The 18,116-nt window shown below is 52.3% G+C and carries 14 protein-coding genes and 4 pseudogenes; 13 read left to right on the top strand and 5 right to left on the bottom strand.

Features of this window, described 5'->3' with window-relative positions:
* Positions 1-8: 8 nt before the first annotated feature.
* Positions 9-305 (top strand): annotated as a pseudogene (locus CRI63_RS05385) (ISAs1 family transposase); the annotation flags it as partial.
* A gap of 20 nt (positions 306-325) precedes the next feature.
* Here the strand turns inward: CRI63_RS05385 and yafV are convergent.
* Complete coding sequence (gene yafV, locus CRI63_RS05380) at positions 326-1,096, bottom strand: 2-oxoglutaramate amidase (protein WP_135518749.1); 771 nt, start codon at positions 1,094-1,096, stop codon at positions 326-328.
* 180 nt (positions 1,097-1,276) lie between these two features.
* Between yafV and ivy the strand changes: the two genes are divergently transcribed.
* Complete coding sequence (gene ivy / locus CRI63_RS05375) at positions 1,277-1,723, top strand: Ivy family C-type lysozyme inhibitor (RefSeq protein WP_001308392.1); 447 nt, start codon at positions 1,277-1,279, stop codon at positions 1,721-1,723.
* 42 nt (positions 1,724-1,765) lie between these two features.
* Here the strand turns inward: ivy and fadE are convergent, their stop codons facing one another.
* On the bottom strand, positions 1,766-4,210 hold the full coding sequence (gene fadE / locus CRI63_RS05370; protein WP_000973081.1) for an acyl-CoA dehydrogenase FadE: 2,445 nt from the start codon (positions 4,208-4,210) through the stop codon (positions 1,766-1,768).
* A 239-nt stretch (positions 4,211-4,449) separates the two neighbouring features.
* Here fadE and lpcA point away from each other — a divergent pair, with 239 nt between their 5' ends.
* Together lpcA and CRI63_RS05360 are read left to right on the top strand one after the other, a co-directional pair.
* Positions 4,450-5,028 carry a D-sedoheptulose 7-phosphate isomerase gene (lpcA, locus tag CRI63_RS05365; protein ID WP_016159301.1) on the top strand — a complete coding sequence of 193 codons (579 nt, stop codon included), beginning with the start codon at positions 4,450-4,452 and terminating at the stop codon, positions 5,026-5,028.
* A 104-nt stretch (positions 5,029-5,132) separates the two neighbouring features.
* On the top strand, positions 5,133-5,900 hold the full coding sequence (locus tag CRI63_RS05360; RefSeq protein WP_000333380.1) for a class II glutamine amidotransferase: 768 nt from the start codon (positions 5,133-5,135) through the stop codon (positions 5,898-5,900).
* On the opposite strand, the gene dpaA is transcribed toward CRI63_RS05360, so the two are convergent.
* Positions 5,871-6,611, bottom strand: coding sequence for a peptidoglycan meso-diaminopimelic acid protein amidase (dpaA, locus tag CRI63_RS05355; protein ID WP_001225684.1), 741 nt, complete (start codon positions 6,609-6,611; stop codon positions 5,871-5,873). The genes CRI63_RS05360 and dpaA overlap by 30 nt on opposite strands.
* Before the next feature lie 312 nt (positions 6,612-6,923).
* On the opposite strand from dpaA, the gene CRI63_RS05350 reads away from it, so the two are divergent.
* Both CRI63_RS05350 and rayT read left to right on the top strand, forming a co-directional pair.
* Entirely contained in the window at positions 6,924-7,673 is a 750-nt protein-coding gene (locus CRI63_RS05350; RefSeq protein WP_135518747.1) for a C40 family peptidase, read from the top strand.
* Between the two features lie 175 nt (positions 7,674-7,848).
* Positions 7,849-8,347, top strand: a pseudogene (gene rayT / locus CRI63_RS05345) (REP-associated tyrosine transposase RayT).
* A gap of 208 nt (positions 8,348-8,555) precedes the next feature.
* Here the strand turns inward: rayT and CRI63_RS05335 are convergent.
* A pseudogene (locus CRI63_RS05335) lies at positions 8,556-10,268 on the bottom strand (flagellar biosynthesis protein FlhA); the annotation flags it as partial.
* Here CRI63_RS05335 and lafU point away from each other — a divergent pair.
* The 5 genes and pseudogenes from lafU to prfH all read left to right on the top strand — a co-directional run bounded on the left by lafU (position 10,240) and on the right by prfH (position 14,540).
* A pseudogene (gene lafU / locus CRI63_RS05330) lies at positions 10,240-11,024 on the top strand (putative lateral flagellar export/assembly protein LafU). The pseudogenes CRI63_RS05335 and lafU sit on opposite strands and share 29 nt — an antisense overlap.
* A gap of 70 nt (positions 11,025-11,094) precedes the next feature.
* The gene (gene dinB / locus CRI63_RS05325) at positions 11,095-12,150 is read left to right on the top strand and encodes a DNA polymerase IV (protein WP_135518740.1); all 1,056 of its coding nucleotides are present in this window, start codon (positions 11,095-11,097) and stop codon (positions 12,148-12,150) included.
* Complete coding sequence (locus CRI63_RS05320) at positions 12,147-12,599, top strand: GNAT family N-acetyltransferase (RefSeq protein WP_135518738.1); 453 nt, start codon at positions 12,147-12,149, stop codon at positions 12,597-12,599. The genes dinB and CRI63_RS05320 overlap by 4 nt, the downstream gene beginning before the upstream one ends.
* A gap of 190 nt (positions 12,600-12,789) precedes the next feature.
* Positions 12,790-13,929 (top strand): RNA ligase RtcB family protein, encoded by a 1,140-nt coding sequence (locus CRI63_RS05315; protein WP_205713390.1) that lies wholly within the window; start codon positions 12,790-12,792, stop codon positions 13,927-13,929.
* On the top strand, positions 13,926-14,540 hold the full coding sequence (prfH, locus tag CRI63_RS05310) for a peptide chain release factor H (protein ID WP_135518735.1): 615 nt from the start codon (positions 13,926-13,928) through the stop codon (positions 14,538-14,540). Before CRI63_RS05315 ends, prfH begins: the two co-directional genes overlap by 4 nt.
* A gap of 56 nt (positions 14,541-14,596) precedes the next feature.
* Here the strand turns inward: prfH and pepD are convergent, their stop codons facing one another.
* Positions 14,597-16,054 (bottom strand): cytosol nonspecific dipeptidase, encoded by a 1,458-nt coding sequence (gene pepD, locus CRI63_RS05305; RefSeq protein ID WP_135489814.1) that lies wholly within the window; start codon positions 16,052-16,054, stop codon positions 14,597-14,599.
* A gap of 260 nt (positions 16,055-16,314) precedes the next feature.
* Here pepD and gpt point away from each other — a divergent pair, with 260 nt between their 5' ends.
* Entirely contained in the window at positions 16,315-16,773 is a 459-nt protein-coding gene (gene gpt / locus CRI63_RS05300) for a xanthine phosphoribosyltransferase (protein ID WP_001291990.1), read from the top strand.
* A 92-nt stretch (positions 16,774-16,865) separates the two neighbouring features.
* Positions 16,866-18,110, top strand: coding sequence for an esterase FrsA (gene frsA, locus CRI63_RS05295; RefSeq protein WP_135518733.1), 1,245 nt, complete (start codon positions 16,866-16,868; stop codon positions 18,108-18,110).
* Positions 18,111-18,116: the final 6 nt, after the last annotated feature.

Raw genomic sequence — 18,116 nt, 5'->3', positions numbered from 1 at the left:
AATGACGGATCAGATATTATATCAGTTCTGCTGATTTAACCGCTGAGAAGTTCGCCACAGCGATCCGAAATCACTGGCACGTGGAGAATAAGCTGCACTGGCGTCTGGACGTGGTAATGAATGAAGACGACTGCAAAATAAGAAGAGGAAATGCAGCAGAATTATTTTCAGGGATACGGCACATTGCTATTAATATTTTGACGAATGATAAGGTATTCAAGGCAGGGTTAAGACGTAAGATGCGAAAAGCAGCCATGGACAGAAACTACCTGGCGTCAGTCCTTGCGGGGAGCGGGCTTTCGTAATCTTGCCCTGCAACACCCACTCACCACAACCTAAACTCATCCGCATCCCGCCATGCCGGAAACTTTTCTCTATATTCCCGTAATGCCACCATCGACAGCTCCGCATCAATGCGTGTAGCCTGGTGCGGTTCGGCAGTAGCGATAATCTCGCCCTGTGGATTAATCACCCGGCTGTCACCGCGATAATGACAGCCGTTGCCATCGCTGCCGACGCGATTACATCCCGCCACATACGCCTGATTCTCAATCGCGCGGGCCGTCAGCAATGCCTGCCAGTGCAGAGAGCGCGGAGCAGGCCAGTTGGCGACGTACAGGGCGAGGTCGTAATCGTTGAGATTGCGCGACCACACCGGAAAACGTAAGTCGTAGCACACCAGCGGCAAAATACGCCAGCCGCGCCATTCCACAATCACTCGCGCATTGCCCGCTTTATAATGCAGATGCTCATCTGCCATTCGGAACAGATGACGCTTGTCATAAAAATGCACCTTGCCGTCAGGCTCAACCAGCAAAAATCGATTAACCGAACCAGACTCCGTTTGTAATGCAACACTGCCTGCAATCAGCGCATTGCACTGCTGCGCTTTGGCTGTCATCCAGTTCACTACGTCATCTTGTGCTAGCGACGAAGCTGCCGCTTCCATGGCAAAGCCGCTGGTAAACATCTCCGGTAGAACGATCACATCGCGCCCGGTAATACCTTCCAGTTGACGATCAAAATGACGCAGGTTGGCAGGACCATCCATCCACACCAACGGTTGCTGCAAAAGCGTAATCTTCAAACCAGGCACAGTGTACAACTCCTTTATGCGAAGGGTTTTATAACTTTAACACCTTATCAGGCTATTACCTTACTGCGGAATAAATTGATAACAAATGCTGATATTGGAAATATCTGATTTGCAAATTATCGTGTTATCGCCAGGCTTTAGGGCGTTAATAACATGGGCAGGATAAGCCCGGGAGGAATGATGTTTAAGGCAATTACGACAGTCGCCGCTCTGGTCATCGCCACCAGTGCAATGGCGCAGGATGATTTAACTATTAGCAGCCTGGCAAAGGGCGAAACCACCAAAGCTGCATTTAATCAGATGGTGCAAGGGCATAAGCTGCCTGCCTGGGTGATGAAAGGCGGTACTTATACTCCCGCACAAACCGTAACGTTGGGAGATGAGACGTATCAGGTGATGAGCGCGTGCAAACCGCATGACTGTGGCTCGCAACGTATCGCTGTGATGTGGTCCGAGAAATCTAATCAGATGACGGGGCTGTTCTCGACCATTGATGAGAAAACGTCGCAAGAGAAACTCACCTGGTTGAATGTGAACGATGCGCTTTCGATTGATGGTAAAACGGTGCTGTTCGCGGCGTTGACCGGCAGCCTGGAAAACCATCCGGATGGCTTTAATTTTAAATAATTAGCGGATAAAGAAACGGAGCCTTTCAGCTCCGTTATTCAATTACGCGGCTTCAACTTTTCGCACTTTCTCCGGCAACTTTACCGGCTTCGTCGCCAGCTCTTCCGGATCAAAGTCATCAACGTTAATACTACGCAGACGGCTTTCTTCAGCTTTCACCAGAATAGCGGCTTCATCTTTATCAATCAGCCCCTTCGCCAGCGCGTTGTGCGCCAGTTCATCCAGACGGGTAAATGGCAGGTTTTTACCCAGCTCTTTACAGATCCGCTGATGAATCGGGTCGGCGGCAATCACATCCACCAGCGCCTCTTCCAGTAAACCAACCGGGTTATGCTCGCTCGGCGTCAGGTACTGACCGCGACCAATGCGGGAACGGGTGGCGTTCGGCACTTGTAAAATCTTCGCCACCTTATGATCCAGCTTGTCAGAAGGTGCCAGATAATGACGTCCGGTCGGGAAGATCACCACATTCAGCAGCCCGGCAACCACGCGGTTCGGGAAGTTTTGCAGTAAATCATCCATCGCCTGTTCTGCCTGATACAGCGCATCCTGTACGCCCCAGTGCACCAGCGGCAGGTCGGCTTCATTACGGCCTTCGTCGTCATAACGCTTCAGAACGGCAGAGGCGAGGTAAAGCTGGCTTAAAATATCACCCAGACGGGCCGATATGCGCTCGCGACGTTTCAGGCTGCCGCCCAGCACCGCCATCGAGACATCAGAAAGCAGGGCGAGGTTGGCGCTCAGGCGGTTCAGGTGCTGATAGTAGCGTTTAGTGGCATCGCCGGTTGGCGTGCTGCTGGTTAAACCGCGCGTCAGGCCCAGCCAGAAGCTGCGAACTTTGTTGCTACCGACGTGACCGATATGTTTGAACAGCAGTTTATCGAACGCGTTGACGTCATTATTCTTCGCCGCTTCCATCTCTTCCAGCACGTACGGATGGCAACGAATCGCCCCCTGGCCGAAGATCATCATGCTGCGGGTCAGAATGTTGGCCCCTTCAACGGTGATGGCAATCGGTGCGCCCTGGTAAGCACGCGCCAGGAAGTTGCTCTGCCCGAGCATAATGCCTTTACCGCCGGTAATATCCATCGCATCAATAATCGACTGCTGCCCGCGGTGGGTACAGTGATACTTAACGATAGCCGACAGCACGGCAGGTTTCTCACCGAGCATAATGCCGTAGGTAATCAGCGATGCCGCAGCATCCATTACGTACGCATTACCGGCAATACGCGCCAGCGGTTCTTCAATCCCTTCCATCTTACCGATAGAGATTTTGAACTGACGGCGAATGTGCGCATACGCGCCCGTTGCCAGCGCAACCGACTTCACGCCGCCGGTTGAGTTGGAAGGCAGGGTGATGCCGCGGCCTACCGAGAGACACTCCACCAGCATCCGCCAGCCTTGCCCGGCCATTTTCGGCCCGCCGATGATGTAATCGATCGGTACGAACACATCTTTACCGCGCGTCGGTCCGTTCTGGAACGGTACGTTCAGTGGGAAGTGGCGACGACCAATTTCCACGCCCGGCGTGGTGGTCGGGATCAGCGCACAGGTAATACCTAAATCTTCTGCGCCACCCAGCAGTTTTTCCGGGTCGGAGAGTTTAAACGCCAGACCAAGCACGGTGGCAATGGGGGCCAGCGTAATGTAGCGTTTGTTCCAGGTCAGACGCATACCCAGCACCTGCTGGCCCTGCCACTCACCCATGCAGACAATCCCGGTGTCCGGAATCGCGCCCGCATCGGAACCCGCTTCCGGGCTGGTCAGTGCAAAGCAAGGGATCTCCTGACCACGCGCCAGACGCGGCAGATAGTGATCTTTCTGCTCATCAGTGCCGTAATGTTGCAGCAGCTCGCCCGGGCCTAATGAGTTCGGCACGCCGACGGTAATCGCCAGGATCCCGCTCACGCCGGAGAGTTTTTGCAGCACGCGAGACTGGGCATAAGCTGAGAACTCCAGCCCGCCGTACTCTTTTTTGATGATCATCGCGAAGAAGCGATGCTCTTTAAGGTACGCCCACAACTCCGGCGGCAGATCCGCCAGCTCATGAGTAATCTGGAAATCATTCGCCATCCGGCAGGCTTCTTCTACCGGGCCGTCGAGAAACGCTTGCTCTTCGGCAGTCAGGCGCGGCTGCGGATAGTTGTGCAGCTTTTTCCAGTCCGGCTTGCCCTGGAACAAATCGCCTTCCCACCATGTGGTGCCTGCGTCGATCGCTTCTTTCTCAGTGCGCGACATCGGCGGCATCACTTTACGGAAACCGCGAAATACCGGCGCGGAAATCATCGACTTACGCATAGGCGCAAAGTTAAATGGCACGAGGATAATGGCCAGAGGCACCAGTACCCACGCCGACCACAGACCAGCAACGCCGAGGGCGGCTGTCCAGGCGAGCAAAATCAGACTGCTGATAAATAAGCTCACGCGGTGATAGAACAACGCGCCGAGCAGGACAACCGTAGCGAGAATACTCAAAATCATCATAACGAAAAGCCCCTTACTTGTAGGAGGTCCGACCACTTGTGATGATATGGTTGTAGTGGATGTAAAAACATTTAGCAATGTGTTTACAATATAATTACAACGGAGCTCACATTGTTGCTGTTTTTATCCGCACTTCGGGTCAAAAAGTCCTGGTCATTCCACCGCGCTGGTCTTCTCGCTTTTGGTGGTATCCGGTACACTGCATTTTGTCTAATTCATTTATGCTGAAGGATATCCTCATGTACCAGGATCTTATTCGTAACGAACTGAACGAAGCGGCGGAAACGCTGGCTAACTTTTTAAAAGATGACGCCAATATTCACGCCATTCAGCGCGCGGCGGTCCTGTTAGCAGACAGCTTTAAAGCCGGTGGCAAGGTGCTTTCCTGTGGCAACGGCGGCTCCCATTGCGACGCCATGCACTTTGCAGAAGAACTGACCGGTCGCTACCGTGAAAACCGTCCGGGCTATCCGGCGATTGCCATTTCAGATGTCAGCCACATCACCTGTGTTGGCAACGATTTTGGCTTTAACGATATTTTCTCCCGCTACGTTGAAGCAGTAGGACGCGAAGGCGATGTGCTGCTGGGGATCTCCACCTCTGGTAACTCTGCAAACGTGATCAAAGCGATTGCGGCGGCGCGTGAGAAGGGGATGAAAGTGATCACCCTGACCGGTAAAGACGGCGGCAAAATGGCTGGCACGGCGGATATCGAAATTCGCGTTCCGCACTTTGGTTATGCCGACCGCATTCAGGAGATCCACATTAAAGTGATCCATATCCTGATCCAGTTGATTGAAAAAGAGATGGTTAAGTAAGTCTGGCGTAGGCCGGATAAGGCGTTTACGCCGCATCCGACCTGAAAATTCTTAAATCAATCTTCGCCGGGGGCCATGCGCTCCCGCTGTTGTGGAGGTTACCGATGTGTGAATTGCTCGGGATGAGCGCCAACGTCCCTACCGATATCTGCTTTAGTTTCACCGGGCTTGTGCAGCGTGGTGGTGGAACCGGGCCACATAAAGATGGCTGGGGCATCACCTTTTACGAAGGTAAAGGCTGTCGCACATTTAAAGATCCACAACCCAGCTTTAATTCCCCCATCGCCAAACTGGTCCAGGACTACCCGATAAAATCCTGTTCGGTTGTGGCTCATATTCGCCAGGCTAATCGGGGCGAGGTGGCGCTGGAAAATACTCACCCGTTTACCCGCGAGTTATGGGGACGCAACTGGACTTATGCCCATAACGGGCAACTGACGGGCTACAAATCACTGGAAACCGGCAACTTCCGCCCGGTAGGTGAAACCGATAGCGAAAAAGCCTTTTGCTGGCTGCTGCATAAATTAACGCAGCGTTACCCGCGCACGCCGGGCAACATGGCAGCAGTGTTTAAATATATCGCCTCACTGGCGGACGAACTGCGGCAGAAGGGCGTTTTCAACATGCTGCTTTCGGATGGGCGCTATGTAATGGCGTATTGCTCGACCAATCTGCACTGGATCACCCGCCGCGCGCCGTTTGGCGTGGCAACGTTGCTGGATCAGGATGTGGAAATCGACTTCAGCTCGCAGACCACACCGAATGATGTGGTCACGGTGATTGCGACACAGCCGCTGACGGGCAATGAAACCTGGCAAAAGATTATGCCAGGCGAATGGCGCTTATTTTGCCTCGGGGAGCGTGTAGTTTGATGCCAGCTGTGGTTGCACCACTTCGTGGCTCAACGGCTTGCTGACCACGTAACGACCATTGACCACAGAAACGGTCGGTGGCTTACGGGTCTGTTCAAAGTAGTCATAGCCCGGCTTCAGTTGCTCCCAGAAGTCCTTAAAGTTGGAATACTTATGACGCTGCATGTTGGCGTCGGTCATGCGAAATGGGTAAATGCTCACCTGCACACTTGACTGACCAAACACCAGCGCACCAGTAACGAACTGGAAGATCTCATCAATACCCTGATTGGTCATTGCGTAGCAGCCGATGGAAACACAATCGCCGTGGATCATCAGGTATTTCCCTTCATAACCATGCGCACGGTCATAGGCATTGGGGAAACCAATATTAATCGCTTTGTAGTAACGGCTGTCTGGTTTTAACTGATTACGCTGAACGCTATAAAACCCTTCCGGACTTTTAAAATCGCCCTGACGCTGTTTTGGTCCTAACCCGCCGGAATATTTACAGATTTTATAACTGTCGAGCAGCTGATATTGCTCGCCCATTTTGACGTAGAGATCGAGCGTACGTTCTTCCTTGAAGATCTGGATGTAGACAGGGGATCCCATCAACTGCTGCTTATACTCTTTGCTCACTGGCGTGGTAGAGCTACTGCTGCCCAGCAAACCGGCGAATGAAACGCACGGGATCAACAACATCGCAAGAATTAATGCGATTTTACGCATACTGCTTATTCCTTGATAAAACGGTTACACACGCCAGGACGGCAAAATAGATCCCAAATCGGAATAGTCTGGATTTGGAAGGCTCACATTATCACCAAAAGAGTTTTACGCAAGTCTGTCGGCGCTGGGTTTACAAATTTAGCATAAGTGGCGATTTTCAAAAGTCCGAAAAGCGCATGTAAAGCGGGTTTATTTCTTATTTCCTAAGGTTATGAAACCTCGATAGTAATATGCAAATAAGCAATTAATAATCCCGCTTCTCCTTCCTTTCCTCTAATATTCTCATCTTCATTCAGCCGGTTTATATCCTTCATGTATTTGTTCTCTCACGACAGATTGCTGCGCCTGGGCGTGTTTTCTTTGTCCCTTTTGCTTCCTTTACTTGCCAGCGCCACCACATCACATATCTCTTTCAGCTACGCCGCCCGCCAGCGGATGCAAAACCGTGCGCGTTTATTAAAACAGTACCAAACCCATCTGAAAAAACAGGCCAGCTATATTGTGGAAGGCAATGCCGAAAGCAGAAGGGCGCTACGCCAGCACAACCGGGAGCAGATAAAACAGCATCCAGAATGGTTTCCTGCGCCGCTAAAGGCGAGTGACAGACGCTGGCAGGCGCTGGCGGAAAACAACCACTTTTTAAGCAGCGATCACCTGCATAACATCACCGAAGTGGCGATTCACCGCCTGGAGCAGCAGATTGGCAAGCCTTACGTCTGGGGCGGTACGCGGCCCGATCAAGGCTTCGACTGTAGCGGGTTGGTTTTTTATGCCTACAACAAGATCCTCGATGCGAAGCTCCCGCGAACGGCCAATGAGATGTATCACTACCATCGGGCAACGATTGTGGCGAACAACGATTTGCGCCGGGGAGATTTGCTGTTTTTCCATATCCACAGCCGCGAGATAGCCGATCATATGGGCGTGTATCTGGGCGATGGGCAATTTATCGAGTCGCCACGTACCGGCGAAACCATTCGGGTAAGCCGGTTAGCCGAACCTTTCTGGCAGAACCATTTTTTGGGCGCGCGGCGGATTTTGACGGAAGAGACGATTTTGTAGGACGGATAAGGCGTTCACGCCGCATCCGGCGGTTGTACGCGGATGCCTGATGCGACGCTGGCGCGTCTTATCATGCCTACGAGTCCGCGAATATTTGCGAGCCGCTTTCCCGATATAAAACAACCTCATTGCCGACCTTTCCTTTTCTTCTTACCGTTGAGAAAAAGGAGTCGCTATGTCTGAATATCGTCGTTATTACCTCAAGGGGGGAAGCTGGTTTTTCACGGTGAATTTACGGAATCGTCGAAGCCAACTTTTGACTACCCAGTACCAGACGCTCCGTAACGCCATTATTAAAGTTAAGCGAGCCAGACCTTTTGAAATTAATGCCTGGGTCGTTTTGCCGGAGCATATGCACTGTATCTGGACATTACCTGAAAGCGATGATGATTTTTCCTCTCGCTGGCGGGAGATTAAAAAGCAATTCACCCATGCTTGTGGATTGAAAAATATCTGGCAACCACGTTTTTTGGGAGCACGCCATCCGCAATACCAAAGACTATCGCCATCATGTTGATTATATTTATATAAATCCAGTAAAACATGGCTGGGTAAAGCAAGTGAGTGATTGGCCATTCTCAACGTTCCATCGCGATGTGGCGCGAGGGTTATATCCCATTGATTGGGCGGGAGACATAACGGATTTTAGTGCCGGGGAGCGTATCATTTTATAATTGTGCGCTGGTGCCGGATGCGCTTACGCTTATCCGGCCTACGAATCGTGCCTTAACAGTAGGACGGATAAGGCGTTTACGCCGCATCCGGCGGTTATGTACCGATGCCTGATGCGACGCTGCGCGTCTTATCATGCCTACAAACCTGTGCCGGATCGGTAGGCCGGATAAGGCGTTCACGCCGCATCCGGCAGTTGTGCACCGATGCCTACATCAACGCCCCCATAATCTTCAACTCCAGCTCATCCGGCACTTCGTTATACGACAGCACATGCAGCCCCGGCGCAAACAACCTTGCATAACGCGCCAGCAAAGGACGCAACTGCGGTGGCACTAGCAGCACCGGATCTTTCCCCGCCGCTTTCATCTGCTCTTTTACCTGCGGCATCGTACTCTGGAACTGGTTGAGCATATTCGGGTCCACCGGCACGCTGTCGAGCATCACTTTCCCGCCCTGCTGCGCCTGATTCACCACATTGGTCAGCAGATTTTCCAGCTCATTATTCAGCGTATACACCGCCAGCTCCTGCTTGCGAACGAACGGATGGGTAATGCTGCGCCGCAGCGCCAGGCGTACATCGGCCGCCAGCAGAATATGATCTTTGGTCACTGTGCTACTGGCGACCAGCACGGTGGCGATGGTGACGATATCACGCAGGGAAACGCCTTCGGTCAGCAACGCCCGGTACACTTTCAGCAACTGGCTGTAATTCAGCGCCGCGCTCAAATCTTCCGCCAGACGCGGTGCCGTCGACGACAAACGGTTATGCAACTGCGTAATATCGTCATAGTTAAATAAATCAGGAATATAGCTGCGCACAATCTTGTTCACATGCGTGGCAATCACGCTGGCGCTGTCGATCACCTGATACCCCATATTCAGCGCCTTCGCTTTCTGCGCAGGCTGGATCCAGGTGACCGGCATCCCGTACGCCGGGTCGTTCCCCAGCACGCCGTCTATCTCGCCGTAGGTTTCGCTGGAGGGCAGGGCCATCAGTTTATCCGCCGGAATATCCGCTTCATCAGCCTTAATACCGTTGATGAAAATGGCGTACTGGCTGGGCTTGAGGCGGAAATTTTCCCGAATACGGATCTCCGGCAGCAGCACGCCGTTACCGTCGGATATCACCTGCCGCACGCCGCGAATACGCTGGGTGAGCGGGTTGCCCTGCGCTTTATCCACCAGCGCCACCAGCTTGTAGCCGAGGCTTAAGCTGATGGGCTCGATCAGCGGAATGGTTTCCCAACTGACCTGTTGCTCGCTGGTTTCGGTGATGGTGCGGGTCAGCGTTTCGAGGCTTTTCTCTTCCGCCTCCGCCGCCTGCGGTTGTTTGCTCATTCGCCAGCCGGTAAAACCCAGCAGGGCGCTGAACAGCAAAAACGGCAGGTGCGGCATCCCCGGCACCACCGCCAGCACAAACATAATCCCGGTGGCAGTGTAGAGTACCGACGGGCTTGCCAGCAACTGGTGGCGCACGTCATGGGCGATATCGCCGTTGTCGCTGACGCGGGTGACGATAATCGCCGCCGCGGTGGAGAGCAACAGGGAAGGGATCTGCGCCACCAGGCCGTCACCGATGGTCATCAGCACATATTGCTGGAAGGCGGCGTCGGCGCTCAGGTTGTATTTAAAGATCCCAATACAGACGCCGCCTATCAGGTTGATCGCCAGAATCATCATCCCGGCGATGGCGTCCCCGCGCACAAACTTCGATGCCCCGTCCATTGCGCCGTAGAAATCAGCCTCGCTGGCAACATCTTTACGCCGGGTTTGCGCCTGCGCCTGGTTGATCAATCCGGCGTTAAGATCGGCGTCAATCGCCATCTGTTTGCCGGGCATCGCGTCCAGAGTAAAGCGGGCAGAAACCTCGGAAATACGCTCGGCCCCTTTGGTGACGACGATAAAGTTGATTGTCAACAGCGTCAGTAAATCCGAGCGTGAAAGCATTATCGCCGCGCTGCACGGGCAGTCGATTTTTAACGGTGGTGGCTGTCGCCGTTAAATAAAATCAGCCCGTCTCATCCGCCAAAACCTGCCACCGTGGCGGTGCCGGAAGAGACGGAGAAAAAAGCGCGCGACGTCAACGAGAAAACGGCGCTGCTGAAGAAGAAATCCGCCACCGAGCTTGGCGAGCTGGCAACCAGTATCAACACCATTGCCCGTGATGCGCATATGGAAGCGAATCTGGAGATGGAGATTGTCCCGCAGGGATTGCGCGTGCTGATTAAAGATGACCAGAACCGCAATATGTTTGAACGCGGCAGCGCGAAGATTATGCCGTTCTTTAAAACGCTGCTGGTGGAGCTCGCGCCAGTGTTCGACTCGCTCGATAACAAAATTATTATTACCGGGCATACCGATGCGATGGCCTACAAAAACAATATCTACAACAACTGGAACCTTTCGGGCGATCGCGCGCTTTCGGCTCGTCGGGTGCTGGAAGAGGCCGGAATGCCGGAAGATAAAGTGATGCAGGTGAGCGCGATGGCGGACCAGATGCTGCTGGATGCCAAAAATCCGCAAAGCGCGGGCAACCGGCGCATTGAGATTATGGTGCTGACCAAAAGTGCGTCCGATACGCTGTATCAATACTTTGGTCAGCATGGGGATAAAGTGGTGCAGCCGCTGGTGCAAAAGCTGGATAAGCAGCAGGTGCTTTCGCAGCGAACGCGTTAAATGCTGAATCTTTACGCATTTCTCAAACCCTGAAATCACTGTATACTTTACCAGTGTTGAGAGGTGAGCAATGCGTAAAATCATTCATGTGGATATGGACTGCTTTTTCGCAGCGGTGGAGATGCGCGACAATCCCGCCCTGCGCGATATCCCTATTGCTATTGGCGGCAGCCGCGAACGTCGGGGGGTGATCAGCACCGCCAATTATCCCGCGCGTAAATTCGGCGTACGCAGCGCTATGCCGACAGGGATGGCGCTCAAATTATGCCCGCATCTCACCTTGCTTCCGGGGCGCTTTGACGCCTACAAAGAAGCCTCGAATCATATCCGCGAAATTTTCTCGCGTTACACTTCGCGCATTGAACCACTGTCGCTGGATGAAGCCTATCTCGACGTCACCGATAGTGTCCATTGCCATGGTTCTGCGACCCTCATCGCCCAGGAAATCCGCCAGACGATTTTCAACGAGCTGCACCTGACGGCGTCTGCGGGCGTTGCGCCAGTTAAGTTTCTCGCCAAAATCGCCTCCGACATGAATAAACCCAACGGCCAGTTTGTGATTACTCCGGCAGAAGTTCCGGCATTTTTACAAACCTTACCGCTGGCAAAAATTCCTGGCGTCGGCAAAGTCTCGGCGGCAAAACTGGAAGCGATGGGGCTGCGGACCTGCGGTGATGTACAAAAGTGTGATCTGGTGATGCTGCTTAAACGCTTTGGCAAATTTGGCCGCATTTTGTGGGAGCGTAGTCAGGGGATTGACGAGCGCGACGTTAACAGCGAACGGTTGCGAAAATCCGTCGGCGTGGAACGCACGATGGCGGAAGATATTCATCACTGGTCTGAATGTGAAGCGATTATCGAGCGGCTGTATCCGGAACTTGAACGCCGTCTGGCAAAGGTGAAACCTGATTTACTGATTGCTCGCCAGGGAGTGAAATTAAAGTTTGATGATTTTCAGCAAACCACTCAGGAGCACGTCTGGCCGCGGCTGAATAAAGCTGACTTAATCGCCACCGCGCGTAAAACCTGGGATGAACGTCGCGGCGGGCGCGGTGTGCGACTGGTGGGGCTGCATGTGACGTTGCTTGACCCGCAAATGGAAAGACAACTGGTGCTGGGATTATGAATAACATACAAATAAGAAACTATCAGCCTGGCGATTTTCAGCAACTATGCGCTATTTTCATTAGAGCGGTTACGATGACCGCCAGTCAGCATTATTCTCCACAACAAATTGCCGCCTGGGCGCAGATTGACGAATCTCGCTGGAAGGAGAAACTCGCGAAATCACAAGTGTGGGTTGCGGTCATTAATGCACAACCGGTTGGTTTTATTTCCCGCATTGAACGTCATATCGATATGTTATTTGTTGACCCTGAATACACCCGCCGCGGGGTTGCCAGCGCCTTGTTAAAACCTTTGATTAAGTCTGAATCCGAACTTACGGTGGACGCCAGCATAACCGCAAAACCCTTTTTTGAACGTTATGGTTTTCAGACAGTTAAGCAGCAGCACGTTGAATGCCGGGGAGCGTGGTTTACTAATTTTTATATGCGATATCAACAGCAATATTAAATCCAGCTTGCAATGAAAATAACGCCCGCCTAGTATGTGCGCGTTTTCTTATTCCACAAACTGCAAGGAGGTAAATCATGACAAATCCTTTATCAATGACTCTTTGCAGACCTTTCCAGGATTAATTCTTTTTTTCTTGCCCTGGATTCGTCTGCCATTTCTTGATTTTTATTCATAAATGGAATGGTACATGGGCAAATATATTCGTCCCTTATCCGATGCGGTATTTACCATCGCATCTGATGACCTGTGGATCGAGAGTTTAGCGATCCAACAATTACACACCACGGCAAATTTACCCAACATGCAGCGCGTAGTGGGGATGCCAGATTTACACCCCGGACGCGGCTACCCGATTGGCGCAGCGTTCTTCTCTGTTGGTCGTTTTTACCCGGCACTGGTCGGCAATGATATCGGCTGCGGCATGGCGCTATGGCAAACAGATATTCTCGCTCGCAAATACAACGCCGATAAGTTTGAAAAGCGATTATCAGCTTTGGATGAAGTTGCTGAAGAAAGCTGGCTGGAGGAAAACCTGCCGTCAGCATTTGCACAGCATCCGTGGCGCAGCTCGCTTGGCTCTATCGGTGGCGGTAACCACTTCGCTGAACTGCAACAAGTTGATCAAATCATCAACGCTGAGTTGTTTGCACTGGCAGGTCTGGATGCACAACATCTGCAACTGCTGGTTCATAGCGGCTCGCGTGGTTTGGGGCAGTCTATTTTACAGCGGCATATTGCCTCGTTTTCGCATCATGGTTTGCCAGAAGGCTGTGACGACGCGCTAAGGTATATTGCGGAACATGACGATGCGCTGGCGTTTGCGTGTATTAATCGCCAGATGATCGCTTTGCGCATAATGCAACAGGTGAAGGCCACCGGAAATTCGGTTCTGGATGTGGCGCATAACTTTGTTAGCGCGTGTCAAATCGGCGATCAACAGGGCTGGTTGCATCGTAAAGGTGCCTCGCCGGATGACAACGGTCTGGTGATTATTCCTGGTTCACGCGGTGATTACTCCTGGCTTGTACAGCCTGTTGCGAACGAAAAAACGCTTCACTCGCTGGCGCATGGGGCAGGGCGTAAATGGGGGCGCACCGAGTGTAAAGGGCGTCTGGCAGCGAAATACACGGCGACGCAACTCTCGCGTACTGAACTTGGCAGTCGGGTAATTTGTCGCGATAAACAACTCATCTTTGAAGAAGCGCCACAAGCCTATAAATCGGCAGAAAGCGTGGTGCAATGTCTGGTGCAGGCCGGTTTAATTATTCCTGTCGCGCGGCTGCGTCCGGTGCTAACGCTCAAAAACAGTGGAGGGAAAAAAGGATGATCTTGCTACAACTCTCCTCAGCGCAGGGGCCGGAAGAATGTTGTCTCGCAGTGAAAAAGGCGCTGGACAGGTTGATTAAAGAAGCTACCCGACAAGATGTCGCGGTAACGGTGCTGGAAACAGAAACGGGCCGCTACTCTGACACGCTGCGTTCGGCGCTGGTTTCTCTGGATGGTGACAACGCATGGGCATTAAGCGAAAGCTGGTGCGGCACTATTCAGTGGATTTGTCCGAGTCCGTATCGGCCTCATCATGGGCGCAAAAACTGGTTTCTGGGCATTGGGCGTTTTACCGCTGATGAGCAGGAGCAATCTGACGCGATCCGTTATGAGACGCTGCGTTCGTCGGGGCCGGGCGGTCAACATGTCAATAAAACCGACTCGGCGGTACGCGCCACGCATCTGGCTACCGGAATTAGCGTGAAGGTTCAGTCAGAGCGCAGCCAACATGCCAACAAACGGCTGGCGCGATTGCTGATTGCCTGGAAGCTGGAACAACAGCAACAGGAAAATAGCGCGGCGCTGAAATCACAGCGGCGAATGTTCCATCACCAGATTGAACGTGGCAACCCGCGACGAACGTTCACAGGGATGGCATTTATCGAAGGATAATGAAGGATGAAACTGCCGGAAGGCGATTAAACGCCATCCGGCAGCAAATCAAATAATTACTTCGCCGGAATTTCTTTCAGCAGTTCAGTCAGCAGTGTCCAGTAATGACCTACGCTTTCGATGTGAACTTGTTCATCCGGAGAGTGTGGACCGGTGATTGTTGGCCCGATAGAAACCATGTCCATTTCCGGATACGGTTTTTTGAACAGACCACATTCCAGACCCGCATGGATAATCTGGATGTTCGGCGTCTTGTTGAACAGACGCTGATAGGTTTCACGTACCAGATGCATCACCGGAGAATTAGCGTCCGGCTGCCAGCCAGGATATGCGCCTTTCGCTTCGGTTTTCGCGCCAGCCAGTTTACCCAGCGAATCCAGCATGCTCACCACGTAGTCTTTACCGCTGTCGATAAGAGAACGGATCAGGCAGTGAATTTCTACGTTGTTGTCGGTCATGGTCACCACACCGACGTTCAGGGAGGTTTCAACCACACCTTTGGCTACATCGGAGTTGCGGATCACACCGTTCGGGGTGGCGTTCAGCAGACGAATAAAGGTATCGCGAGATTGCGCAACCAAGGCAGCTTTATCGTTCGCAACAGGGTCCAGCAACAAGGCCAGGTTTTTCTCTTTCTCTGCCAGTTCGTTTTTCAGGATGTCCTGATAGGTATTCACCAGAGATTTCAGTGCGTCGACTTTATCAGCTGCGACAGCAATGGTCGCAAAGGCTTCACGCGGGATGGCGTTACGCAGTGTGCCGCCGTTGAAGTCGATAAGGCGCAGGTCCAGTTCTTCTGCATGACCCGCCAGGAAGCGAACCAGCAGTTTGTTCGCGTTACCCAGGCCAACGTGGATTTCGCCACCAGAGTGACCGCCTTTCAGACCTTTTAAGGTTAACTTGAAGGTTTCAAAGCCAGCTGGAACCGCTTCACGATCTAAATGCAGGTTGGAGGTGAAGTCGATACCCCCCGCGCAACCCATGTAGATTTCACCTTCTTCTTCGGAGTCGGTGTTAATCAGAATGTCAGCCTGCAACCAGTTGCTTTGTAAACCGAATGCGCCGTCCATACCGGCTTCTTCGGTCATAGTCAGCAGCACTTCCAGCGGGCCGTGAACCACGTTTTCGTCAGCCAGAACCGCCAGCGCAGACGCCATACCAATGCCGTTATCTGCACCCAGCGTGGTGCCGCGCGCTTTAACCCATTCGCCATCAATATAGGGCTGGATAGGATCTTTGGTGAAGTCGTGCACGGTGTCGTTGTTTTTTTGCGGCACCATATCGAGGTGAGCCTGCAGGACAACCGGTTTACGGTTTTCCATACCTGCGGTGGCAGGTTTACGAATCAGGATATTCCCCACTTGATCGCGTTCGACGTGGAAACCTTTTTCTTTTGCCCAACCTACAATGTATTCAGCGAGTTGCTCTTCATGATAGGACGGGTGAGGAATAGAACAGATTTTTGCAAAAATATCCCACAGCGGCTGTGGAGATAATTGAGACAGTTCAGACACGTTAAGTCTCCTTGTCGATCACCCGCAAAACAGTATTGCAGGTCACAGGGTTAGCAGAAAATGTTGTCAGCACAAGTCAGGCTTGCGAGATATGTTTGAGAATACCACTTTATCTAGCGACAGGTAGTAGCAGTGCGTAAAAAGACGCGGACTTATGTGAAATACTGGTTTTTAGTGCGCCAGATCTCTATAATCTCGCGCAACCTATTTTCCCCTCGAACACTTTTTAAGCCGTAGATAAACAGGCTGGGACACTTCACATGAGCGAAAAATACATCGTCACCTGGGACATGTTGCAGATCCATGCACGTAAACTCGCAAGCCGACTGATGCCTTCTGAACAATGGAAAGGCATTATTGCCGTAAGCCGTGGCGGTCTGGTGCCGGGTGCGTTACTGGCGCGTGAACTGGGTATTCGTCATGTCGATACCGTATGTATTTCCAGCTACGATCACGACAACCAGCGCGAACTGAAAGTACTGAAACGCGCAGAAGGCGATGGCGAAGGCTTCATCGTCATTGATGACCTGGTAGATACCGGTGGTACTGCGGTTGCGATTCGTGAAATGTATCCTAAAGCACACTTTGTGACTATCTTCGCGAAACCGGCTGGTCGTCCTCTGGTAGATGATTATGTGGTTGATATCCCACAAGATACCTGGATTGAGCAACCGTGGGATATGGGCGTTGTGTTCGTCCCGCCTATCTCTGGTCGCTAATCTTTTCAACGCCTGGCACTGCCGGGCGTTGTTCTTTTTAACGTCAGGCAGGTTACAATAGCTTCCAGTAAGTATTCCTGGAGGTTGCATCCATGACACAGGCTAACCTGAGCGAAACCCTGTTCAAACCCCGCTTTAAACATCCTGAAACCTCGACGCTAGTCCGCCGTTTTAACCACGGTGCGCAACCGTCGGTGCAGTCGGCCCTCGATGGCAAAAATATTCCTCATTGGTATCGCATGATTAACCGCCTGATGTGGATCTGGCGCGGTGTTGATCCGCGTGAAATCCTCGACGTCCAGGCGCGCATTGTGATGAGCGATGCTGAACGCACCGACAATGATTTATACGATACGGTGATTGGCTACCGTGGCGGCAACTGGATTTACGAGTGGGCCACCCAGGCGATGGTGTGGCAACAGAAAGCCTGTGCGGAAGAAGATCCGCAACTCAGCGGGCGTCACTGGCTGCACGCAGCTACGTTGTACAATATTGCCGCCTATCCGCACTTGAAGGGCGATGATCTGGCTGAACAGGTACAGGCGTTGTCAAATCGCGCGTATGAAGAAGCTGCGCAACGTCTGCCTGGAACAATGCGGCAAATGGAGTTTACCGTTCCGGGGGGCGCGCCCATCACTGGCTTTTTGCATATGCCAAAAGGTGATGGCCCATTCCCGACAGTATTAATGTGTGGTGGTCTGGATGCGATGCAAACCGACTATTACTCCCTTTATGAGCGCTATTTTGCACCGCGCGGCATTGCGATGCTGACTATTGATATGCCTTCGGTCGGTTTTTCCTCAAAATGGAAACTCACCCAGGATTCCAGCCTACTGCACCAACATGTCTTAAAGGCGTTGCCAAACGTGCCGTGGGTAGATCACACGCGCGTCGCAGCCTTTGGTTTCCGTTTTGGTGCTAACGTTGCTGTACGCCTGGCTTATCTCGAGGCATCACGTTTGAAAGCGGTGGCCTGTCTTGGCCCGGTGGTTCACACTTTGCTGAGTGATTTTAAGTGCCAGCAACAAGTGCCAGAAATGTATCTTGACGTTCTGGCAAGCCGACTGGGAATGCATGATGCTTCTGATGAAGCGTTGCGTGTTGAGCTGAATCGCTACTCATTAAAAGTGCAAGGATTGCTGGGGCGTCGTTGCCCAACGCCAATGTTATCAGGCTACTGGAAGAACGATCCGTTCAGCCCGGAAGAGGATTCACGCTTAATCACGTCGTCATCTGCTGATGGTAAATTGTTAGAGATTCCGTTTAACCCCGTGTATCGGAATTTTGACAAGGCGCTTCAGGAAATTACCAACTGGATCGAAAAGCGATTGTGTTAAAAATTT

Source organism: Escherichia sp. E2661, from assembly GCF_004745185.1.
Taxonomy (GTDB): domain Bacteria; phylum Pseudomonadota; class Gammaproteobacteria; order Enterobacterales; family Enterobacteriaceae; genus Escherichia.
This window is presented reverse-complemented; position numbering and strand designations above follow the sequence as displayed.